We start from the raw sequence: 20,148 nt of genomic DNA on the forward strand, positions 1-20,148 counted from the left end.
GGGAACTGCCCTATTCATTGAGCACTTTCGCCGACGAGTGCGCTGGTTCAGTCGCTGGAGTCGACTGCTGAGAGTGTTTGCAGGCCTGGTACTCGTTGTCATGGGCGTGTTGGTGCTCACCGGTCAGATGACTCTATTCGCGTCATGGATGTTGTCGACGTTTCCAGTTCTTGGAAGGCTTGGCTGAGCTTCCTACAACCAAACTAACGAGAACGGTTCACGGATTCATACTCAAATACTGCGTATGAACAGCTTTCATGAACAAATGGGGCTGCCTTTTCGTTAATGGTTTTGCATTGCCGAACCATTGAAGCGGTTCATCGTTCTTCAAGACTGGATCAAAAACCGGCTCGCAGTGGAGAGTCGCGAATGTCCGCTTTTGTTTAACAGCGGGAACAAGCGCCACCACATCCCGTAAGCAACGGTCAAAACCGACCTTTCTATATTGCCCAAGAAACTGACAGTGTTCCAAAGCTGAAGTTGTCTTTATGGCGCTCGTCTTCGCTGGTCGAGGCACGCAATGTGACCGCGGCCAGCAGGTGATCCCACTGCCAGATAGCGCCCAGACCAAGCCGACCAATCAGCGGCCCTTCGTCGAAACGATAAGCCCCGGCATTGTCGTCGATGTAGGAATAGCCTACATACTCCACACCCAGCCCCACATATACTGACCAGCTACTGCCTGAATCCTTGAACGAGCCCGGCAAAGCGATGGTTGAGGATGTACCAGCGTAGTCCGGATCCGATCACAGACAAACGCTATTCAATGTTGCCGCCCTGCCCGAGTTGCAGGAGTTTTCGGCCATGCGCAGCCTGTATGCCACCCACCACATCGGTTCCAAGCTGATTCCCCCACCCTTGCGGCTTGTCGCTTCCCGTGGCTTTGTGCACCCATTTCTGAACCGACTCGGCACCGCTTTCGGGCCCAATAACACCAATGTGAGCACCAAAGCCGGTAATCGTATCGGCGTTCCAGCTCCATAGTGTGCCGCTGAGCGACAGGTGGCCGGCATAGGGAATGTCGTCGAACTGCGGATCTTCAACCGTAATATCTTCAGGCGTAACCATGAATTGCCGCAAACTCAGGCTTACCGCCTGCTTTGAATCAGCAGTTCCAATACCTGGCAGAAAGCGCAGCTCATCACGCAGAATCCGGGCAAATCTTGCCGACTTTCCATCGTTCTCGTCAGCGGTGTCTGTCAGATACGAAAAGCGTACCCCGTTTGTATAGCCGCGATCGGTTCCGGTAAGCAGGTCGTTATCCCAGGACAGGTTCACGACTTCAGCCTTCAGGCTGGTTGGGAAAACACTAATGACGAAAAACAGCAGGAGGGCACATCCGCAGCGACAACTCAAATCCAGTCTCTCCGGTTGATACAAGAGTTAACAAGCATGGCCTATGTCGAGTCATACCGTTACAACGGCCACTCAATCAGATGTGCAGACTAAGTCGCTTTCCCTCGCTTTTCTAGCTCCCTCCCATCGACGCAGTCAGCTCTTCCGGATTAACGTGCCGCCGGACGAGATAAGAACACCCGATTACTTGGAAAAGTTCAGCTGTAGTCAATCGACCTGACAGATACTGGCTCTTTAGCTATTGGTAGTCTGAACTCTACACTAATCGCCCCGAGTGTCAGCTGTGGTTGCCGAATCCCGCCCGTTACTCTTGATAACCTCTGATGCGGCCAACCCTTGACTGTTAACGAGTGCCGATGGGTGATACTCTCTCGCAAAATATAGCTTTCTACAGGCGGACTCTCGGACTATCCCGCTCGACAACTGTCCAATTTCGGACAGTTAAAACCAGACATTTTTTCTGAGCTTGAAGTTCGCATAGTAAACTGTAAAGCTAGAAATTAAGCAGCTGGGGCAGTGGTCATTCTGTCCAGGTAGAGCCATCTCCAACCTGACAAATGCGTGCCCAAACTTGGGATAAAACGTGTAACTAGCGGTGTTAACAGAACTTTTTTGAACTTCCGTCCAGCCTGCAAGTTACTGACGAACAACGATTTAGACCCACCGACCTCACTCCAAACCGACCCCAATCGGCGCCCTCCGGAGGCAGAGGTCAGAGGTTCGAATCCTCTCAGGCCGAACCGGACTGGACGCTGCCGATACACGACAACCAGGTGTTTGGCCAGGTTCTGTTTGACCGGATGGAATACCAGCGTGACGGCGACAACGAATTGGCCCTGTGGGACGCCCAGGCCTGGATTGGTAAAGATCGCAATCGGCTCTGGGTCGAAACGGAAGGTGAGACTGATCTATCCAGCGACAGCGGCGACATCGAAAATTTTGATGTGCAGTACAGCTATCGCTTCGATCGCTTCTGGGATATACAGACAGGATTGGGTGCCCAGACAACGTTTGGCCCCAGCCCTAATAAGGAGCGCTATTCGGCCATTGTTGGATTGCAGGGACTTGCCCCCTACTGGTTTGAGGTAGACACAAATCTCCGAGTCACCGACGACGGTGACGTGTCATACGATCTTGAAGCCGAGTACGACTGGCTGCTGACCCAAAGGCTCATTTTGCAGGGCCGCGGCGAAACGCTCGTTGCCTTCAGCGATGTTGAGGAGTGGGGCGTCGGTAGTGGCATCAATAATGTGGGCCTGGGGCTCCGTCTGAGATACCACTTTTCGAGGGAGTTTGCGCCCTACGTGGGTGTTTCTTACACCCGCTTTCTGGGCAACACAGAGGACCTTCGTGAGCGCGAGGGGGAAGACGTCGAGTCCTCCAGCTTCGTGGCGGGCGTCCGGTGGTGGTTTTAGTACGATAATGCCCAGTAGAAAAGGCTGGCCCCTTTGCGTGGGTCAGCTAGTGTCCTCATTTGGAGGATTTCGTCAAAATCATTGCCGACCTTCCGCATGTTCGGCTCAATGACAAACGGCCGGACTAAGGCCCGGCCGTTGTATCAGATCATGAAATTACACGTTGATCAGTAACTGATATTGACCATAGCTACGACCTTATAGGTATCCTCCGGGTCATCTCCGTAGAAGTCTCCCATGAAACCGTAAGAACCGCGGAGGCTGATGTCATACACGCCGGCAAACTTTTTACCAAGCTGAGCAGCGACTTCAGTACCAAGGGTTGAGCCGTTGGCCTGAGCAGCGCTGTCGGGCGCGTCGTCGGCAGCGCGGAAGTATCCTGTGCCGTACTTCAGGTAGTAGTCGTTGGAAAGTTCCTGATCACCCGAGACTATCAGCCCCATCAGACCGTATCCCTGGTAAGCTGCGTCATAAACTGACTTGGCCCCCTGGGAACCATTGTTGTAGTAGTAGTCTGTTCCGAAGATTTGCAGATTGCTGCTATTCAGCTCCCAGCCTGACTGGTTTGCCGCGAAGCGATCTGCACCATTGCTGCTGTCATCAGCCGGAATGTAGATGCCGTGAATCTTGAGGCTTGCGTTGCCCCAATGCCTCTGGGCATACAGATTCAACATGTACGTGTCGCCATCTGTTGCGTCAGAGTCACGCCCGGACGACTTTTTGTAAAGTACCGAGCCGCTATAGGCCATTTTGTTATAGGTAAAATCGGCGTAGGCACCGAAATAGTTGTCATCCGTTCGAGCCGCCGTACCATTCAGAGCAGCCTGACTGCTGTTGCTGATCTGAGCTCCGGTAAGGCCGTAGTGGAAAACCTCGCTGGGATGAAGTTCGGCACTCAACATGTAGAAGTCCACGTCGTCCGCAGAATCTCTATCGTTTTCTTCCCACTTGAACCAGCCACCTGTCAGCGTGGCCATACCAACATTGCCCGCAAAGGAGACGCCATTCATGTCGTCGTTGGTAACAAGGCTCTCGTACTTGCCGAAGCCATACCCCTGGACGCCCGCTCGCACCTTCCAGTCGCTGTTCGGCACCTTCAGTTCAGCGTAGACATTTTTGGTCTCAACGCCAACGCCGTCGGCGCTGAGTTTGCCGCAATTGTCACCCTGGCAGCTTCCCTTCTCACCCCAGGGAGAATCGAGCTCACCGTACCAAACCAGGCTCACGTTATCGTTGAGGTCGCCGGTGATCTTTGCACGCAGGCGCTGGTCAACAAAAGCAGTACTGTTATCGTCGGTCGTATCTAGGCTTTCTGAGGTCGCCTGCAGGCGGTAATAACCGTTCACCGTGAAGGGGGAATCGCCTTTCTTGAGCTCTTCCACTTCAGCCGTCAGTTGATTTATTTCAACCTTCAGGTCTTCTAAGGTTGGTGACGCACGCCCGACCGGCTCCGCGGCCAACGCCGGTGTTGCTACTAAAGCTATCGCCAGCGGAGCGCTTATTGATTTGAAGATTTTGCTCACCTGAAACTCCTTAATTTTAATTTTCATATCGACAACGATTTATTGCCTCGGCCAGACACATCTGGGCCACAACTCTCTCTTCCGCGCTGGAAGCTGCCACGCCGGCGAGTCGATCGCCGGATCTCGCAGGCGATGCTTTGGCCATGACATCCCGTAATCCCTGAAACGACCAGGTTCTGGTGCCTAACTGGTAGACATACCTATGGGACATAAACTTCCTCTCGCTTTTTTCACTGAAAACAAGATTCACGCCCCGTCCGACACGGAACGTAATTTGCTGTGGATTTCAATGTAGCGAGCTACGCCAAGAGGGCGTTATCGAAATTTGGCAAACATTAAGGGGCACAAAAGTGCTATGAAAACAGCCTTAAAGCCTTATGTGCACGAAAACTGCGTCACGCCCATACTCAAAGTGCATGCCGACACCGAGGTCGCAGTGCACCGACAAGAACAACATGCACCACATAGGTGCACAGTCATCGCAAATGATGCCAATGATCAGGCAGGCAACCTTACAGACTGGGAACAGGAGTACGACCAAATAGGGGCGGGGCGTTTTTGCGGACGTATCGACGAGCTGAATTTTGGTGGGCTTCAGTTATTCAATGAACATACTGGCCGCTCCTTACTTCAGCGCTGTAAGGTTTGGCCAGACTCATTTTGGTTCGGGTTTCCAAGTAAGCGCAACGAAACGCGCATCAATGGCCAGAGCGTCGAATCCAGTGATGTTCTCTGTAGGCCTGGGAGCACAGAATTCGAGCTCGTCACTCCAGAAAGCTTCGACATGCTAAGCATTGTTGTTAGCAAAGCCAAGCTTCAGTCCCACAAGGCATCAGAGGATATTGATCTTAAGTTGCTAGATGCCAAGAACTACCCTCGGTTACGCCTTTCACTAAGAACTTTACAGAACTTCCGATACTTATTGCGGCGAATCCTTCAGCCAACAATAAACAAAATCGACTCAGACCTTCACCATGACTTGTTGATCATGGGGTTGCTGGAGTTGTTAGCGGAGGAGATCCCCAATAAGAAGGTGGCTCCAAGTTATCAGCACAGAAAAGCCGTGGTAGAGCGAATCAAGGATTACATGGCAACGGAGAGTATTGCCCCTGTCACCATGACAACTCTATGCGAAGTGGGGTGCGCTAGCCGGCGGACTTTGCAATATAGCTTTGAGACGATTCTTGGCATTAGCCCCATGACCTTCCTGAGGATAAGCAGATTAAACAGGGCGAAAAGAATGCTGTGCCAGCCTTCAACAAGCTCCGTTTCTGAAGCTGCCTCATTCAACGGCTTTTACCATCTAAGCCAGTTCTCCTCAGACTACAGACAACTTTTTGGTGAATTGCCGTCTGAGACATTTGCTAAATCTCACCCAGCAAACAATTCCCAGCTACACAGCAACGCTCTTGAACCTTGCGTGAGGACGGTCCCGGCGTTTCAACATTGTCTGCAGAGGCGTGGAACTTGAGACGAAAATGGTGCCCCCTATCCGCTTCAAAAAACTCAAAAATATGTAGCATGCTACAATTCTTTTGAGTCTCTTCTGTCCTTAACGAGACAGCCAAAACCCGACACATTGACCAAACTCAAAGGCATGAGATAATGCCATACGATCGAAGAAATCCCATGTCAGGCAGCGGTCAAAGTGTCCAATTTCAGTCAATCAATTCAGGACATCTCTGTGCCCAGAAATGGCGTTAATCGTTGAAAACCGCTCAGGACAAGGGTTCCATACAAGCAGGTCTTCTTACTGCATCTGCTTGAACTGGCTCGAATCAGCCCCTACTATACCGCTCAACACCGACCTAAATCTGTGCCCTCCGGAGGCAGAGGTCAGAGGTCAGAGGTCAGAGGTTCGAATCCTCTCGGGCGCGCCATATTTTTCAAGGGCTTACGTGAAAACGTAGGCCCTTTTTATTTGTCTGTGTCCAAATTGTGTCCATGGTGTGTCCACGGTTTCTAGGACATTTTTTCCGGCTATGGAATTTTGACCTTTGCACTGAAACCGAAAACTCCGTCAACCTCCGGCAAAACCACCACGACCCGCCCATCGACATTCAAAGCCTGACCCTCACCCAGAGAAATCAGCCAGGGCCAGCCCCACCGAGTATGGCCGAACACGGTGAGCCCTTGAAATCCGGTTTCGAGCGACAGCGCTACCCCAGGATCACCCCGTCGATTCGCCCGTTCCGGGTCGGTTGGGCCTTGATGGAGCAGAAGGATCTCAGGGGCTTGATCGGTTACCGATTCCAGTGCGGCCAGAAAATCGTCCTCGGTTCGCCGTTGATTGCGATTCGGATTGCCCACGATACCGCTGACGCCACCGACGTTCAGGTTGCCCAAAACCCTAACCACCCCGCCATCCAGAAGGGTGGTGTTATCTGGAAGCGCTTCGGGATGATCCATCTGGTCGTGGTTCCCCAGGACGCCGACAACTTCGGGCGTGACCTCAGAAAACGCCTGGAACACCTCATCTACCGTTCCAGTACCGCCCCTTTTGTGGCAGTCGGGATAGTCGTACAGGTCGCCGCAAAGAAACACCGCGTCGGGAGCCGGAATGACACCTTCCCGAGACAATGCCGAAAGTGCCTCAGCCACAGGCACGCCGAGCAGCCGATTCTGACTGCCGGCTTCTCGCCCCTGGAGATCAGAGGTCAGCACAAGACTCTTCACATGACTCGGAAGGCCGGTGGCATAGGCTCGATAAAACGGCAGGCGATTATGCAGAGGCACACCGGCAGAGCCGCTGGTGCGGTGCGGCAAGGTGAAAAAGGGGTTCAGGTCGATCCGGGTGATCCTTAGCATGGAAGGCCTCTCGAGCTGGCTCCGTATTTCCTACCGCTCAAGCAAAAAAGGTGACCAAACTGACCGCCCAAAATCTTGGTCGACGGGGGCTGGTCACCCCGCCCGCTTTGCATCAAAGTAGCGTCGAGTTTCCATGAGGTGCTTCATGGAGCCTTGCGCCATAAAGTCCAGGGCTGACGCTCCAAGGTAGGGAGGCTCACTGGTTTCCAGGCGAATCCGACGATTGGCGCGTTCGGCCGTTGGATACATAACCCTCAGGGATTCGTAGATGCCCAGGATGTAGCTGATGCGCTCCAGGGTATCCCGCGAGAGCTTTACGTGTGGCAGCTTCTGATACTTGGCCAGCGTGCTCCGGGATACACCGCCGAGCATCTGCATCATCTCTTCCTGGGTGCAGTCCCACTCGCGACAGATACCAAAGAATCCCTTGAGAGCCACATGCCCTTTGGCCTTTTCATTATCGATAGCCATTATTCTCGTCCTTTCTTGGGCTGCTCTCGATCCTCCATAAAGTCGTCACTAACGCCTTCAGAGTCGAACCACTCGTCCCAAACCGGATCAGTTGGTCGCTCGTAGGCTTTGACTGTCCCCTTTAGGCGTTCCAGAGGTGTAAGCTCCTGAGGGAGCGGCTCGGCCAGCTCGTCAGCATGGGCCGTGTGGGCATCTAGGCCGTCCAGGAGTTCTTTTTCGGTTGGGCGTTTGGTTTTCATGGCACACTCTCCGCAATCACAAGCAGGCCAACTCCGGGGCAGTGGGCTGCAGATAGTATGACTTTACCACCCGAACGAAGCGAGCTACATAGCCGCACTCGCCCAATGGGGGCAGCCATTCGTCGGGGCCTTTGGCTCCCTTGCTCAGGCTCGCCTTGACCGGCAAAAGATTAACCGGATCATTGGCGATGGACCGGCGCTTCTGGCCAAGCCATTCTCTGGCTCCGCGATCCCAAACCCAGGCCAGCGGCACAACATGTTTTGTGCCCTCAAGGAACAAGCTTTTGGTACACGGTATGGTCGCAAAGCGAACATTCAGACCCGATTCCATGGGCCTCAATTTATAGGTCGGCTGCATCAGGCGTATTAATAGAAGCCGCAATCTTGTAGGGGCTCATATCAATCAGGACTTGATTCAACGGATTTTTCGCTTCTGTTTGAACATCTCTTCGTCTGCTTTCTTGAGCAAAGTTTCGATAAAGTGCTCTCGCTCAAGATCCAGCGGAACAATTCCTTCATCAAAAAGAATAGCGTAAGGCTTACCAGAATCGATGTTGTGCCGATTCACCGATTCTCGCAGTCTTTCCACATAGCGAATTGCTTGACCAATAGTGGTGTCATTCATAAGGAGTACAAATTCGTCACCACCCATGCGGGCACTGATATCGGATTCCCGAGTATGCTCTCTTAATAGGTTTGCGAATGCCCTGAGAGCAGCGTCACCCTCGTGGTGACCGTGCTTATCGTTGATCGTTTTGAAATAGGTTAAATCGAAATAGATCAAGGCAGCAGGCCGCCCAAGCCGGTAGCATAAATTGATTGTTTTTTGCGCCTGATGCAGAAAGCCCCTTCGATTGGGCAAGCCCGTCAAGTCATCCTCAATTGCCAACTGAATCGCAGCAAGCTCGTTCTCCGCAATCATGCCCAAATCTTTGAGCGCTTGAAGTTCGTCATCGGAGAACGATCGAGGTTTCGTATCAATGATGCACAAAGTACCCATGGCAAGCCCGTTGGCAAGTTTTAGGACATAGCCCGCATAGAACCTGATATGCGGCGGTCCTGTCACCAACGGGTTGGCCAAAAAACCGGGATGCAACGATGCGTCGGGAACAACAAATACTCCCTCATGTGAGATTGCATGGTGGCAAAACGAAACTTCTCTGGGTGTTTGCCTTACGGGCAAATTCTGGTTGGACTTGAACCATTGGCGTTCGCTGTCAACTAGCGATACGAGCGCAATTGGCACGTTAAAAAGTCTCTTGGCAAGGCGGGTCAGGCGGTCGAAGCGCTCCTCTGCTGGCGTATCCAGGATTCGTAGTTCATGAAGTGCCTGGACTCGAAACTGCTCTTTTAGCTCGGCTTTCGGTCTCGTCATGCTCACAGTTCACTAGCCTTCAACGATATTGAGCGCAAAGTGTCGCCGAGGGTACGACGATTTCATCTTCACGCCAACCATGGCGCTGGGGAGCGTCTCCGACTTAGATCTAACTTCAAAGCCTTTGATTTGCGTCAATTTACGCTACACTTTGCGATATGCGTCACAGTCTAGCGCAAACACGCTTGAAATCGAAAGCGCTCCGATACCCAGGGTTGTTTATGCCTAGCTTGCACTTTTGACGGATAGGCATGAATCGCGTGGAGACGAAGGGCAGGTGTTTATAAACCCAAACTCCTTCCAAAATCGCGATGTCTGTATTTAGGTGTAATTGCCAATATTTTGATCTGCATCAACCCGCTTTACACTTTTGCAATATTTGGTATTGCGCCGCGTCGCTATTCTTCTTTGCGAGTGAGTAGCATTTTCCACTTTCCATTAATGGCAGCAAAGAGTCCCCCTGACCATGAGAATAAATCAGCCAGTAACTCAAACAGAGCGACGCTTCCCCGCGCATCAGAAATTAATTTCTTCAACCGACCTGAAAGGGAAGATCAAGCACTGTAATGATGCATTCGTAGAGGTCAGTGGATTCAGTCGCGAGGAATTGATTGGCCAACCCCATAACATTGTTCGCCATCCGGATATGCCGCCGGAAGCGTACGCCAATATGTGGTCTCATCTGAAAGCCGGGCGACCCTGGATGGGACTCGTTAAAAACCGGTGCAAAAATGGAGACTTCTACTGGGTAAATGCTTATGTGACGCCAATTACTGAGGGCGGCAGTGTCATTGGGTATGAATCCGTCCGTTCCTGTCCTGCGCGAGAGGATGTCGATCGCGCCGCAAAACTGTATGCGCGCATTCGAGAGGGGAAAAAGCTCACCTCTGTGGCTGAGCGTATTCCCTTTTCATATTTGGGTGCTGCTGCAATTGTTATTGTAGCCATTTCGACGTTCTTGGTGGGCCAGTCTCATGTCGCCATGGGAATTCTTACCGTCGCTCTGTTTGGATGCCTGCTTTGGAAACAGTATTCGGAGGGTAATCTTCAGTCAGAGCTTCGTCAGCTACTTGCTACAAGTTTTACCGACACTCTGGCGGCAAAAAGTTACACCGACGACCATCCTCAAAAAGGACGAATCAAGGTCGCTATTCTTGCCCAGAAGTCTCACCTTGATACGGTGCTGACCCGGATTGAAGACTCGGCGGCTCAGGTACGCTCCCGCTCCGCCTCAGGGATGGAGATTGCCCAAGAAACTCAGGATTCGCTGAACCGGCAACAAGCGGAAACCGAGCAAGTTGCCGCAGCCGTTCACCAGATGTCGATGACGATTGCTGAGGTGTCGTCAAACGTCCAGAACACTGCCAGCAGGGCCGAGGAATCTCGTAATCAGGCGGTCAAGGGACGCGAGGTTGTCGAGGCGACCCGCTCAGCGATCGAAGAACTCAAAGGGACCGTCGATGGCATTCGCACATCGGTGTCCGAGCTGGCAGAGCAAAGCCATAACATCGCCAAGGCCGCAGGAATCATTGAACAAATTGCAGACCAGACGAATTTGCTTGCACTGAACGCGGCTATCGAAGCTGCCAGGGCCGGCGAGCATGGCCGTGGTTTCGCCGTCGTGGCTGATGAGGTACGAGGACTTGCTCGTCGGACTCAGGAATCTACGCAGGAGATTCACGGCATTGTGGACAGCTTGCTCAACCGATCGGAAAAATCCGTTTCGGTAGCAACCGCAGGTGCGGAGGCCGCCGATCAGGGGCTGCGCAAAATGCTTGATACAGAAAAAACGTTGGTCAGTATCGGGGATGCAGTGAGCGAAATCGCCGATATGGCTCTGCAAATGGCTGCGGCTGTTGAAGAACAGGCTCAGGTATCCGACCAGATCAACGCCCAGGTCGAGAATATATCCAGCCTTGCCCAGCAAAACCTGGAAAAGGGCCAGGAATCAACCGAGAGCGTTAAGGCGCTAGGGCAGATTGCTTCAGACCTGCATGAATTGGTTGTTCGCTTTAAATAACTCGTTAATTGGACAGGGAAATGCTGTTAAAAAAGGATGATCCGTTATCAGCCGTACTGAGCGCTGCCGCCGATGCGGTAGTGCTCATTGATAAGCGCGGCACCATACAGCAGGTTTCTGATTCGATGAAGCGAATTTTCGGATACGAGCCCTCAGAGTGCCTTGGTAACAACGTCAGTATGTTGATGCCGGAGCCTGATCGCAGTGCACATGACGGCTACATTGAGTCCTACCTGAACAGCGGGCGCGCCAAAATCATTGGTATCGGCAGGCGCACGACGGGCCGCAAGAAAACGGGCGAAACGTTTCCGATGCACCTGTCCGTTGGGGAGTTCAAGGTCGGTGGAGAGTCCTATTTCGTCGGCATCTGTCATGATTTGACGGATCATTTCCATGCTCTGGCCGATTTGGAGCGTGCAGAAAGGCGCTATCGGGATATCATCGAAAGCCAGAAGTACTTCATTTGCCGTCTTGACGACCAGTTACGCCTGACTTTTGCAAATGCCTCTCTGACGACGATTCTCGGCAAGTCTTATGATGATTTGGTCGGTGTTCATCTCGCCCATTTTCTTGCAGAGGGCTCAATAGACAGCACGATAAAACTGCATGAATTTCTTGCGTCTCATCGAAACGACGAGATTAATCTTCAGTTTGAGATGAAGACAAGTGGAACGCCAGCACATGCCGAGTGGTCGTTCCGGAAAGTATCCAATACGGTCACTGGGGAGTTGGAGCTTCAAGGTCTTGGCGTCGACGTATCAGATCGAGAGCTTGCGCTATTGAGAGCCGAATTTCTGAAGGACCATGACCAACTCACAGGATTACTCCGGGTTCCTGCCCTGCTGGATCATTTACGCTCTACCGTAAAAGCTTCGAGTCGGTATGCATTCATCTGTGTAGACCCGGACCGTCTGACCCAGGTAAATCAGCGTTATGGCTACGATGTTGGTAATCGGGTAATCGTTCAGATCGCGCGCCGAATGACGTCGCTCCTTCCTCCTGAGGGTCAGATTGCCAGGTTGGGTGGTGACGAATTGATTATGGCGTTTCCTGCCCAAGATTTGGCAGAAGCGGAGAATGTAGCGAATGCAGTCTTGGGAAAGCTGGTAAGGCCTTACTCAATAGTCGGAGAAGAATACCGTCTGAACTCGAAAGCCGGAATTGCTCTTTTTCCAGATGACAGCTCGGATTTGGGGCGCTTGCCCGATTTGGCCGAAGCTGCGATGCGGGAGGCGAAGATCAAAAACGTTCCGCTTGCCCTTTTCACTGATGTTACTCATCAACAACTGTTACGGCAGATTGCGCTAGAGCAAGCGTTAAAAAAGGCGCTGGCATCCGAAGCTATCGAGGTGTATCTCCAACCCAAAATCGCACTCGCCTCCAGAACAAAATGCGGATACGAGGCGTTAGCGCGTTGGCACCACTGCGAGTGGGGTTTCGTGTCACCCGGAGAATTCATACCGATAGCTGAAGCAGGTGGGCTGGGACCAGAACTGGATCGGTATATTCTGCGGAAAGTTGTCGACATTGCCTGCTCCATGCGGGCATCAGGTGAAGCCCCACTTCCTATTGCTGTCAATATCACCGGCAACCATTTTGCAGATGCAACTTTTTATGACTGCATCGTCCATAAACTGAGTAAGTGCCCGTTACCGTCCAATGCCATTGAGCTGGAGATTACCGAAGGGATGGTGCTTGAGATGACCGCCGATGTCGCGAACAATCTTTCCAGACTAAAGGTACTCGGAGTACGCATTAGTCTCGATGACTTCGGCACGGGCTATTCATCGTTGAGTTATTTGAAAAAGCTGGATGTCGACGAACTCAAGATCGACAAATCTTTCATTGACGATCTGAATGATCCGAAAGGAGAACTTTTTGTTAAGTCAATGATTGGTCTGGCAAAAGCTTACGGCATGTCTGTGACTGCGGAAGGCGTGGAAACTGAGTGTCAGGCAGAGCGGTTGGTACGACTGGGCTGCGACGTTGCACAGGGCTATCTTTTCAGTCCTGCGCTGCCCGAGAGGGAGGCAAGGGATTGGAAGCCATAGGAAAGCAATGCAACCTCGTTGGACCAATGCCAAATTTCAGTCCATTTGAAACCCTAATCAGCAGTAAATCTGAAACACGGTTGTTTACCTCGGCGCTTGATGATACCCGCAGCGTGATGCATCTACTCCAAGAATGACGTCTATTGTGCGTCGAAGCTTCTTCAGCTGGGATATGTCATGGGCCAAGCCCACTATTTTACTCGACCTATGCCGTTTTCTGAGGCGATGGCATGGCCCGAAGACTTTAAAGCTAAAAGCCGGTGTAGTTGATTTTTTACCCAAAAACCAGCACGACGGAGTGCAGTGAGAGGAATCGGGGAAAGGAAAATATGAAAGTTTCTGCTGAGACCCGTCTGACGGCGATACTGGAGGGTACGCGCGCTGGCACTTGGGAATGGCATGTCCAATCCGGCGAATTGGTTATCAATGACCGTTGGGCTCAGATGCTGGGTTACGACTGCTCTGATTTGGAACCCATATCCATCAAGACCTGGGAAAACCTTACTCACCCCCATGACAGAAGGGCCGCGAAAGCGAAAATTGAAAGGGTGCTTCAGGCAGAGGATGAAAGTTATGAGTCTGTGCTCCGTATGCGACACAAGGATGGAAGTTGGCGGTTTATTCACGCCAGGGGTATGGTTTTCAGGGACGAGGGTTTGGATGGTCCATGGATTGTTGGTACTCACTTGGATATTACCCAGCAGAAGCAAACTCAGCATCAACTTTCACAGCTAGCCGAATCTCTTCCGGGCATCATTTACTCCTTCGTTATGGAGCCCGATGGCACCTACCACTACCCCTATATTAGCCGCAAAATAGAAGATTTTTACGGTTTCCCGCCGGAAGTCGGAATGGAGCGCCCCGAGAGTATTTTCGAGGTGATCCATCCTGATGATCTTGAGGTGGTCAAGGACACCATCGACTACTCATACGAATCGCTGTGCCAATGGGTCTGCGATTACCGAGTGCTTGTGGATGGTAAATCTAAATGGATGAGGGGCATTGCTCAGCCTGAACGTGAAACGGATGGAACAGCCACCTGGCACGGAATGGTAATCAGCATTGACGATCAGAAAAAACTGGAAAAAGAGCTCCAACGGCTCTCGACCATCGATGAGCTCACGGGAGCCTACAATCGTCGTTATGTGCTTGCGGAGCTTGAGTCCCAGCTGGCCAATCATGCCCGATATGGCAGCGTTTTCTCGCTGATCTCAATGGATATTGACCACTTTAAGGCCGTGAATGATACCTACGGTCATCTAATTGGAGATGACGTGCTTAAGCGGTTTTCCGACATTGTTTCGACCCGTATAAGGAAAACGGATGTCTTTGCCAGAACTGGCGGGGAAGAATTCTTGCTTTTGATGCCGCACACGGAAATTTCAGATGCTCATATTCTCGCAGAGGGACTCAGAGAAGCGCTGGGAGCCGTCAGATTCCAAGCTTCTGATAAAGAACATATCCAGATTACCATCAGCGCCGGAATTGTAGGTTGCCACAGTCGACAAGTCTCAGATCTGTCAGAATTGCTGGCGCAGTGTGATCAATCTCTCTACGAGGCGAAGAGATCAGGCCGCAATAGATTGATGCTCAAGGAGCTGTAAAGCTCAATAAGCGCCCTTGATCAACTGAATACCGGGGGTCAGGACCTCAACCCATGCGCTTTCAAGCGCTTGCGTATGCTCGGGATCGTGTTTGCGAACGGTTTTAAGCAGAGAGCTCAGCCACAGCTCGTACCATTCCGGCTTGATGTCGTAGTGATTCCTGTTATGGCTCTCGCCCAAAGCGCGTAGCTTCCGGTCTGACATGCCTCTCGCGTGAAGGATGAGCTGCATGATTCCATTACGAAGCAAATGTCTTTGCGCTGCCATGTCAGTGTTGGTAAACCGATTTTCAATTACCTCCGAACTGGACATGAAATAATCGTAGAAATCGATAAAGAATGCATCATGACGACAGCAGCGTCCGTAGCTCTGAAAAACTAGGTCGGTCTTATTCATATTGCGATTTCATCCCTGAGGCAGAGTTGCAAAGATCGCGCATAATATACTTTTTCAAAAAGGCCTTTTCCGTCAGTATTTGTAACGGATTGATAATTCGATGCTTTGTTGGAGATACCAGAGTTCCGAATTCTCTCTACTTGCTGCTCGTCTGACCTGCGCCCAGCCTTGAGTCCAACTGCTTCCTGGTAATGTCCTCCTGAGGAAAGGGGGGCCGTTTGGTTGGATTTTGTGACTGGTGGAGTCCGCTTGAACGTTCGCTTTTGTTTAGCTGAGTTCAGGGGATGCACTGGTCGCAAAGCGGACATTCAGATCGGTCACTGAAAGGATATTCATCGTAAAGTTGCAGGAGCTAAAGGTAAAGGCCTCAAAAGATTTATAAACCTCCTTCCGGTTTGTCATTCCCGCCAATAAAAGCTTCCCCTAGGCGGTATGCTGCATCGGTTAGCAAGTCGATTTTAGCGCGCATAGACTCAAGGTTCGTACGGGCCTCTGGCGCATGGACAGCGAGGCCTGCGATGGCCTGACCGTCTTCTCCAAACACGGGGACGGCAAGCGCCACCAGCCCCCGAAGGTCCTCCCCAGCGTTTTCTGAGTAGCCCTGAGCTCTTATTTTCCTGCACTCCGCCTCCAGGGAATCCACCTCGACAATGGTGTTCGGGGTATACCTCTCTAAAGTCATGTACCTCAGGGTCGCCGCAAACTGAGATTCAGGCAAATAGGCGAGAAGCAGTTTTCCGATAGCCGTGCAATGAACTTTGACTCGGCTACCCGGGTTGAGCTGGACCCGCAAAGGCCAGTGGCATTCCACCCGATCAATGTAGAGAACCTCTCCGTTGTCCAAAACGCCCACGTTGACGGTTTCCTCAAAGATCGACACCAGATCATCGAGAATAGCGCGGATAACGGCCGTCTGATTCTGCGAGACCACCGCTGCAATCCCAAGCTTGCGCAAACGGTTGCCGATTCTGAACTTTTCGGGCTGCAAATCGCGTTCAAGTAGATCAAGGCTCTGTAGCTGCTTGATCATTCGGTGAACCGTTTGTTTTGGTAAGCCAAGGTCATCGACCACGTCGGACAGTCGAAGCGGCTTTTGGTGGCGTCCAAAGCATTCCAGTACGGCGAACGCTTTATCTATGGCGGAACTCAATGTGGTTGCCCCCTTCCAGGATGAGGTTTGTTAAGCCTGCGACAGTGTAATGGAAATCAAAGGATAGCAAGCCAGGCCCAACGACAGGATCAGCAACGCGACAGTCGCTTGGCGAAAAGCAGCGGCGCTCATCAGGGAAAATAACCGCTGACCGGCCAGCATACCCAGGAGCATGGCACCCAGCAGCAACACCAGAAGCTTCCAGTCAAGAACAGTCTGCGGCATGTCTAGCAGGATAGGGGGCAAAGCCAGCAGCGCTGCAAAGATGAAAAACACCGCCATTATACGGCGCTTGGATTCGATCGTGATCCTGGCGTCCGCATGCAATGCTGCCAGAATGGGCGGCCCTGAAGCCCCGGCCACCCCTTGCATGAAACCGGCGCACAACCCCACAAGGGCCCATTGGCGCAACGAAAGTTCGGCTTTGAACGTTACTTTCCGGGCAATCAGTATCAATGCGATCAGCAACGACAGCACGAGCATTAAGCGGGCAAAAACTGGTGGTAAAACCAGCAGCACCAGCAGTCCGGGTAGCAGCCCGATAAGCGCGAACCCCACCAGCTTCAGGGCATAACGTGCTTCCCACCGGGTCAGGCTTTGCAGGGCGATAGGCAAGCCACTAATGACTTGGAATATCAAACTGATACCCACTGCACTGGCCGGCTCGAGCACGAGACCCATCATTGGGACTGCTAACAGGGCAAAGCCGAAGCCGGTTGCCGTCCGCACTAACGAGGCAAAGAACACTGCCACGACCAGCACAATGGCGACGGTGCTAAAAACCATCATGTCCGATGTGTTTCATCACTGGATGAATTCATCAAAGAATTCACAAGGCTGGCCACCTCCAGCAGATGCATATCAGCACCACATCTGGCGATCAGCTGAACATTCAACGGGAACCCGTCATGCCACCCGACAGGCAGATTCAGTGCTGGCATTCCCAATAAGGTCCAAAGTCGCTGAGGATCACGAGATCCCGTGCCCTGCCCCAGTCTCGGCGGCAAATCCAGGACCGAAGGAAACACAACGACATCGCCCGCGCCCAGCCAGTTCTCAAGGTACCGGATCATATCCTGGCGGCTCGCCATAGCGCCTTCGTAGTCCTCCTGGCTGATAGCCTGTCCCAGACTGATAAGGCCCTGCAGTTCTTCACTGGTTGCCGGATGGTTCAAGAGCGTAGAACCCCATGTCTGGAAAAGTTCGAAACAAAGAATAGTATTGGTCAGGTGCCGATCCTGAGCAGCAAGGTCCGGATCGAGTTTTGCTTCAATCCAGTCGATTCCGGAATTGCTGCAGGCGTATTTCAACGCATCACATTGACGGAAATAACTGTCGAGCTTGCCCTCACTAAACCAGGGTTCAACAAACACCAGCCGCGGTTGCAAGCCAGAGGGGGGGGGTGGCAATTCCGGAAACAAGGCAACGACGGTTTCTTTCAGTCGGTCCAGGGAGTCCGCAAAATAGCCAAGGTGGTCCAGAGTGTTACTCAGCGGCAAAACGCCATGCAGTGACCCGACGCCAAGCGATGGCTTAAACCCGATCACACCACAGTAGGCCGCTGGACGAATAACGGAACCGATCGTTTGAGTACCCAGAGCAAGTGGGACAAGCCCCGCCCCAACCGCTGCGGCAGAACCGCTGGATGAACCGCCGGGGCTGCGTTGAGGCGACCAGGGATTGCGAGTCTTTGGTTCTCCCGCCAGAGCCAATTCAGTAGCGCAGGTGATACCGATGATTTGCGCTCCCAGCCTCTCCAGTTGAGTGACTATATCGGCGTTGACCGCCGGCACCCTATCCGCGAAGGCGGCACAGCCATAACCTCCGGGGGCCCCTGCAACGTCGATCACTTCCTTGATAGCGACAGGCAGTCCCTTCAAGGGAAGAGACAACAATTGGTCAGCCAGCTGTTCGGATGCAAGAGAAGTCGGCATACGCTCAACGTGACAGAAAGCATCGATAGTGGAAGCGTCAATTCGTTCCAACACGTCACGGGTCTGTCTTCTCAGGTCCTGAGCAGTGGCAACCTGTCCAACAGGTTCATAAAGACCGCTCAACAATGTCATATCAGTCCGCCATCAGAGTCTTGGATTGGCCGCCATAGGATTTGGCAATTTCATCGGTCAGTTGATCAAGAATTTCCGCCTCAAGCTCCCTGAACTCCGCAGATTTACTGTCTCTGGGATAAGACATATCAACTTTGATATCGAGTTTAATCCGGCCTGGGCGACTGGTCATGATCACCACCCGGTTGGCAAGCACCAGGGCTTCCTGGACCGAATGGGTAATCAGCATCACGGTCTTCTCGTATTCCCGCCAGATCGACAAAAGCTCTGTTTGCAACATGCTGCGCGTCAAGGCATCCAGCGCGCCGAAGGGCTCGTCCATTAGAATAATGGAGGGGTTGGTACAAAAAACCCTGGCCAGTGCCACGCGCTGCTTCATGCCACCAGAAAGCGCATCAATGCGTGCTTCCGCAAAATCCTGTAGGCCAACCAGTTCAAGAAAAGAACCCACAATCTCAGCACGTTCCGCTGGCGGGACCTTCATTTGCTTCAGTCCGAACTCCACATTTTCCCGAACGTTCAGCCAGGGAAACAGGGCGTATTGCTGAAACACCATGCCGCGATCAATATCGGGCCGGCGGATTTTTTGGTCGTCCACCACCACACTGCCAGCCGTTGCTTGATCGAACCCTGCGACAATGTTTAACAGGGTGCTTTTACCGCAGCCGGACGGCCCAATAACGGCCACAAATTCCCCCGGCTGGATATCGAGACTGACTGGTTTGAGCGCCTCCACCGGTTCCCTGTCAGCAGGATAAAAAATCTTGCTGACACCTTTGACAACGATACCCTTGGCCTTGTTTTTCTCTTTATCAAAGACGGCCGTCATGACTGCGCCCCCCAATTAACTTTCTTACCGATCAGGCGAAATACAGAGTCGATCATCACGCCCAATACACCAATCACAACCATTCCCGCCAGAACCAGGTCCGACCGCAGTATTTCCATGCCGTCAGAGATCAGAAATCCGAGCCCCTCCTGTGCCGCCACCAGTTCAGCCGCGATAATAGCTGCCCAGCCCGTGCCAAAGGCGATTCTCAGACCTACCAAGATGGTTGGCATTGCCGCCGGCAGGATAACTTTCACAAACAGTTTGAAGGAGGAGTCGCAGCCCAATATCTGCCCAGCGCGTATCATCACCGGATCAACAGACTTAACACCTGAGACCGTATTCAGAAGAATCGGGAAGAAGGTCGCGATAAAGATAATGAATATTTTCCCTGACTCGCCAATGCCGAACCAGAGTATGGCCAGAGGTATCCACGCCAAGGGTGATATCGGTCGAAACAACTCCACCACCGGGTCAAACACACTTTCAAACCGGCGGTTTGAGCCCTGGATCAGGCCAAGCGGAATCGCGATAACAGCAGCCAGCGCCCAGGCGGATAGCACGCGAGACAAGCTTGCAGATGCATGAATGAACAGATCCCCCGTTTGCATCAGCGACCATAGTGTTGAGGCCGTTGCTCCCGGCGATGGAAGAATCGCCGCGCTAGGGTTCAGGATCTCTACCGCTCCTTGCCAAACGATAACGATGGCAAGGCCAGCCAGGAAATAAGGAACAATGCCCCTGAACTGGTTTCTTAAATAGACCATATTGGATCTTCCTGTCTTGAAGGAGCGTCAGAAAGGTTATGGGGAGGGAGCGCACTGATCACTTCAAAGCAATCGCTT

General features: G+C 52.4%; 19 protein-coding genes and 2 pseudogenes. 6 read left to right on the forward strand and 15 right to left on the reverse strand.

Features of this window, described 5'->3' with window-relative positions:
* A pseudogene (locus tag AC13DD_RS18930) lies at window positions 1-187 on the forward strand (cytochrome c biogenesis protein CcdA); the annotation flags it as partial.
* A gap of 253 nt (window positions 188-440) precedes the next feature.
* On the opposite strand, the gene AC13DD_RS18935 reads toward AC13DD_RS18930, so the two are convergent.
* Window positions 441-650: a hypothetical protein gene (locus tag AC13DD_RS18935; protein ID WP_413540227.1), complete on the reverse strand. Its 210-nt coding sequence runs from the start codon at window positions 648-650 to the stop codon at window positions 441-443.
* A gap of 109 nt (window positions 651-759) precedes the next feature.
* On the reverse strand, window positions 760-1,278 hold the full coding sequence (locus AC13DD_RS18940; RefSeq protein WP_254775559.1) for a lipid A deacylase LpxR family protein: 519 nt from the start codon (window positions 1,276-1,278) through the stop codon (window positions 760-762).
* An 851-nt stretch (window positions 1,279-2,129) separates the two neighbouring features.
* On the opposite strand from AC13DD_RS18940, the gene AC13DD_RS18945 reads away from it, so the two are divergent.
* Entirely contained in the window at window positions 2,130-2,771 is a 642-nt protein-coding gene (locus AC13DD_RS18945; RefSeq protein WP_217646373.1) for a copper resistance protein B, read from the forward strand.
* A 167-nt stretch (window positions 2,772-2,938) separates the two neighbouring features.
* On the opposite strand, the gene AC13DD_RS18950 is transcribed toward AC13DD_RS18945, so the two are convergent.
* Window positions 2,939-4,294 carry a hypothetical protein gene (locus tag AC13DD_RS18950; protein WP_482931576.1) on the reverse strand — a complete coding sequence of 452 codons (1,356 nt, stop codon included), beginning with the start codon at window positions 4,292-4,294 and terminating at the stop codon, window positions 2,939-2,941.
* Window positions 4,295-4,340: 46 nt separating this feature from the next.
* Window positions 4,341-4,505 (reverse strand): annotated as a pseudogene (gene eutB / locus AC13DD_RS18955) (ethanolamine ammonia-lyase subunit EutB); the annotation flags it as partial.
* Between the two features lie 144 nt (window positions 4,506-4,649).
* Here eutB and AC13DD_RS18960 point away from each other — a divergent pair.
* Window positions 4,650-5,765 carry a helix-turn-helix domain-containing protein gene (locus AC13DD_RS18960; protein WP_008173710.1) on the forward strand — a complete coding sequence of 372 codons (1,116 nt, stop codon included), beginning with the start codon at window positions 4,650-4,652 and terminating at the stop codon, window positions 5,763-5,765.
* Window positions 5,766-6,274: 509 nt separating this feature from the next.
* On the opposite strand, the gene AC13DD_RS18965 is transcribed toward AC13DD_RS18960, so the two are convergent.
* From AC13DD_RS18965 to AC13DD_RS18985, 5 genes are all read right to left on the reverse strand, one after another.
* Window positions 6,275-7,102, reverse strand: a complete 828-nt coding sequence (locus tag AC13DD_RS18965; RefSeq protein ID WP_273084903.1) for a metallophosphoesterase family protein — start codon at window positions 7,100-7,102, stop codon at window positions 6,275-6,277.
* A 93-nt stretch (window positions 7,103-7,195) separates the two neighbouring features.
* Window positions 7,196-7,573 carry an antitoxin Xre-like helix-turn-helix domain-containing protein gene (locus AC13DD_RS18970; protein ID WP_092034452.1) on the reverse strand — a complete coding sequence of 126 codons (378 nt, stop codon included), beginning with the start codon at window positions 7,571-7,573 and terminating at the stop codon, window positions 7,196-7,198.
* A complete protein-coding gene (locus AC13DD_RS18975) occupies window positions 7,573-7,812 on the reverse strand; it encodes an AbrB/MazE/SpoVT family DNA-binding domain-containing protein (RefSeq protein WP_008170035.1) in 240 nt (79 codons plus the stop codon). The genes AC13DD_RS18970 and AC13DD_RS18975 overlap by 1 nt, the downstream gene beginning before the upstream one ends.
* A gap of 16 nt (window positions 7,813-7,828) precedes the next feature.
* Complete coding sequence (locus AC13DD_RS18980; RefSeq protein ID WP_482931577.1) at window positions 7,829-8,143, reverse strand: GmrSD restriction endonuclease domain-containing protein; 315 nt, start codon at window positions 8,141-8,143, stop codon at window positions 7,829-7,831.
* 84 nt (window positions 8,144-8,227) lie between these two features.
* Window positions 8,228-9,187: a sensor domain-containing diguanylate cyclase gene (locus AC13DD_RS18985; protein ID WP_482931578.1), complete on the reverse strand. Its 960-nt coding sequence runs from the start codon at window positions 9,185-9,187 to the stop codon at window positions 8,228-8,230.
* Window positions 9,188-9,653: 466 nt separating this feature from the next.
* Here AC13DD_RS18985 and AC13DD_RS18990 point away from each other — a divergent pair, with 466 nt between their 5' ends.
* From AC13DD_RS18990 to AC13DD_RS19000, 3 genes are all read left to right on the forward strand, one after another.
* The gene (locus tag AC13DD_RS18990; RefSeq protein ID WP_482931579.1) at window positions 9,654-11,207 is read left to right on the forward strand and encodes a methyl-accepting chemotaxis protein; all 1,554 of its coding nucleotides are present in this window, start codon (window positions 9,654-9,656) and stop codon (window positions 11,205-11,207) included.
* Window positions 11,208-11,227: 20 nt separating this feature from the next.
* On the forward strand, window positions 11,228-13,258 hold the full coding sequence (locus AC13DD_RS18995; protein WP_482931580.1) for an EAL domain-containing protein: 2,031 nt from the start codon (window positions 11,228-11,230) through the stop codon (window positions 13,256-13,258).
* 329 nt (window positions 13,259-13,587) lie between these two features.
* Window positions 13,588-14,862: a sensor domain-containing diguanylate cyclase gene (locus tag AC13DD_RS19000; protein ID WP_482931581.1), complete on the forward strand. Its 1,275-nt coding sequence runs from the start codon at window positions 13,588-13,590 to the stop codon at window positions 14,860-14,862.
* Window positions 14,863-14,865: 3 nt separating this feature from the next.
* On the opposite strand, the gene AC13DD_RS19005 is transcribed toward AC13DD_RS19000, so the two are convergent.
* The 6 genes from AC13DD_RS19005 to AC13DD_RS19030 all read right to left on the reverse strand — a co-directional run bounded on the left by AC13DD_RS19005 (window position 14,866) and on the right by AC13DD_RS19030 (window position 20,070).
* A complete protein-coding gene (locus AC13DD_RS19005; RefSeq protein WP_482931582.1) occupies window positions 14,866-15,258 on the reverse strand; it encodes a globin domain-containing protein in 393 nt (130 codons plus the stop codon).
* A 376-nt stretch (window positions 15,259-15,634) separates the two neighbouring features.
* Window positions 15,635-16,408 (reverse strand): IclR family transcriptional regulator, encoded by a 774-nt coding sequence (locus AC13DD_RS19010; protein WP_482931583.1) that lies wholly within the window; start codon window positions 16,406-16,408, stop codon window positions 15,635-15,637.
* Window positions 16,409-16,438: 30 nt separating this feature from the next.
* Window positions 16,439-17,197 carry a TSUP family transporter gene (locus AC13DD_RS19015; RefSeq protein WP_482931584.1) on the reverse strand — a complete coding sequence of 253 codons (759 nt, stop codon included), beginning with the start codon at window positions 17,195-17,197 and terminating at the stop codon, window positions 16,439-16,441.
* Window positions 17,194-18,474 carry an amidase family protein gene (locus AC13DD_RS19020; protein ID WP_482931585.1) on the reverse strand — a complete coding sequence of 427 codons (1,281 nt, stop codon included), beginning with the start codon at window positions 18,472-18,474 and terminating at the stop codon, window positions 17,194-17,196. Before AC13DD_RS19020 ends, AC13DD_RS19015 begins: the two co-directional genes overlap by 4 nt.
* Before the next feature lies 1 nt (window position 18,475).
* The gene (locus AC13DD_RS19025; RefSeq protein WP_482931586.1) at window positions 18,476-19,303 is read right to left on the reverse strand and encodes an ABC transporter ATP-binding protein; all 828 of its coding nucleotides are present in this window, start codon (window positions 19,301-19,303) and stop codon (window positions 18,476-18,478) included.
* Window positions 19,300-20,070, reverse strand: coding sequence for an ABC transporter permease (locus tag AC13DD_RS19030; protein WP_482931587.1), 771 nt, complete (start codon window positions 20,068-20,070; stop codon window positions 19,300-19,302). The genes AC13DD_RS19025 and AC13DD_RS19030 overlap by 4 nt, the downstream gene beginning before the upstream one ends.
* Window positions 20,071-20,148: the final 78 nt, after the last annotated feature.

Source organism: Marinobacter sp. L-13 (assembly GCF_056857715.1).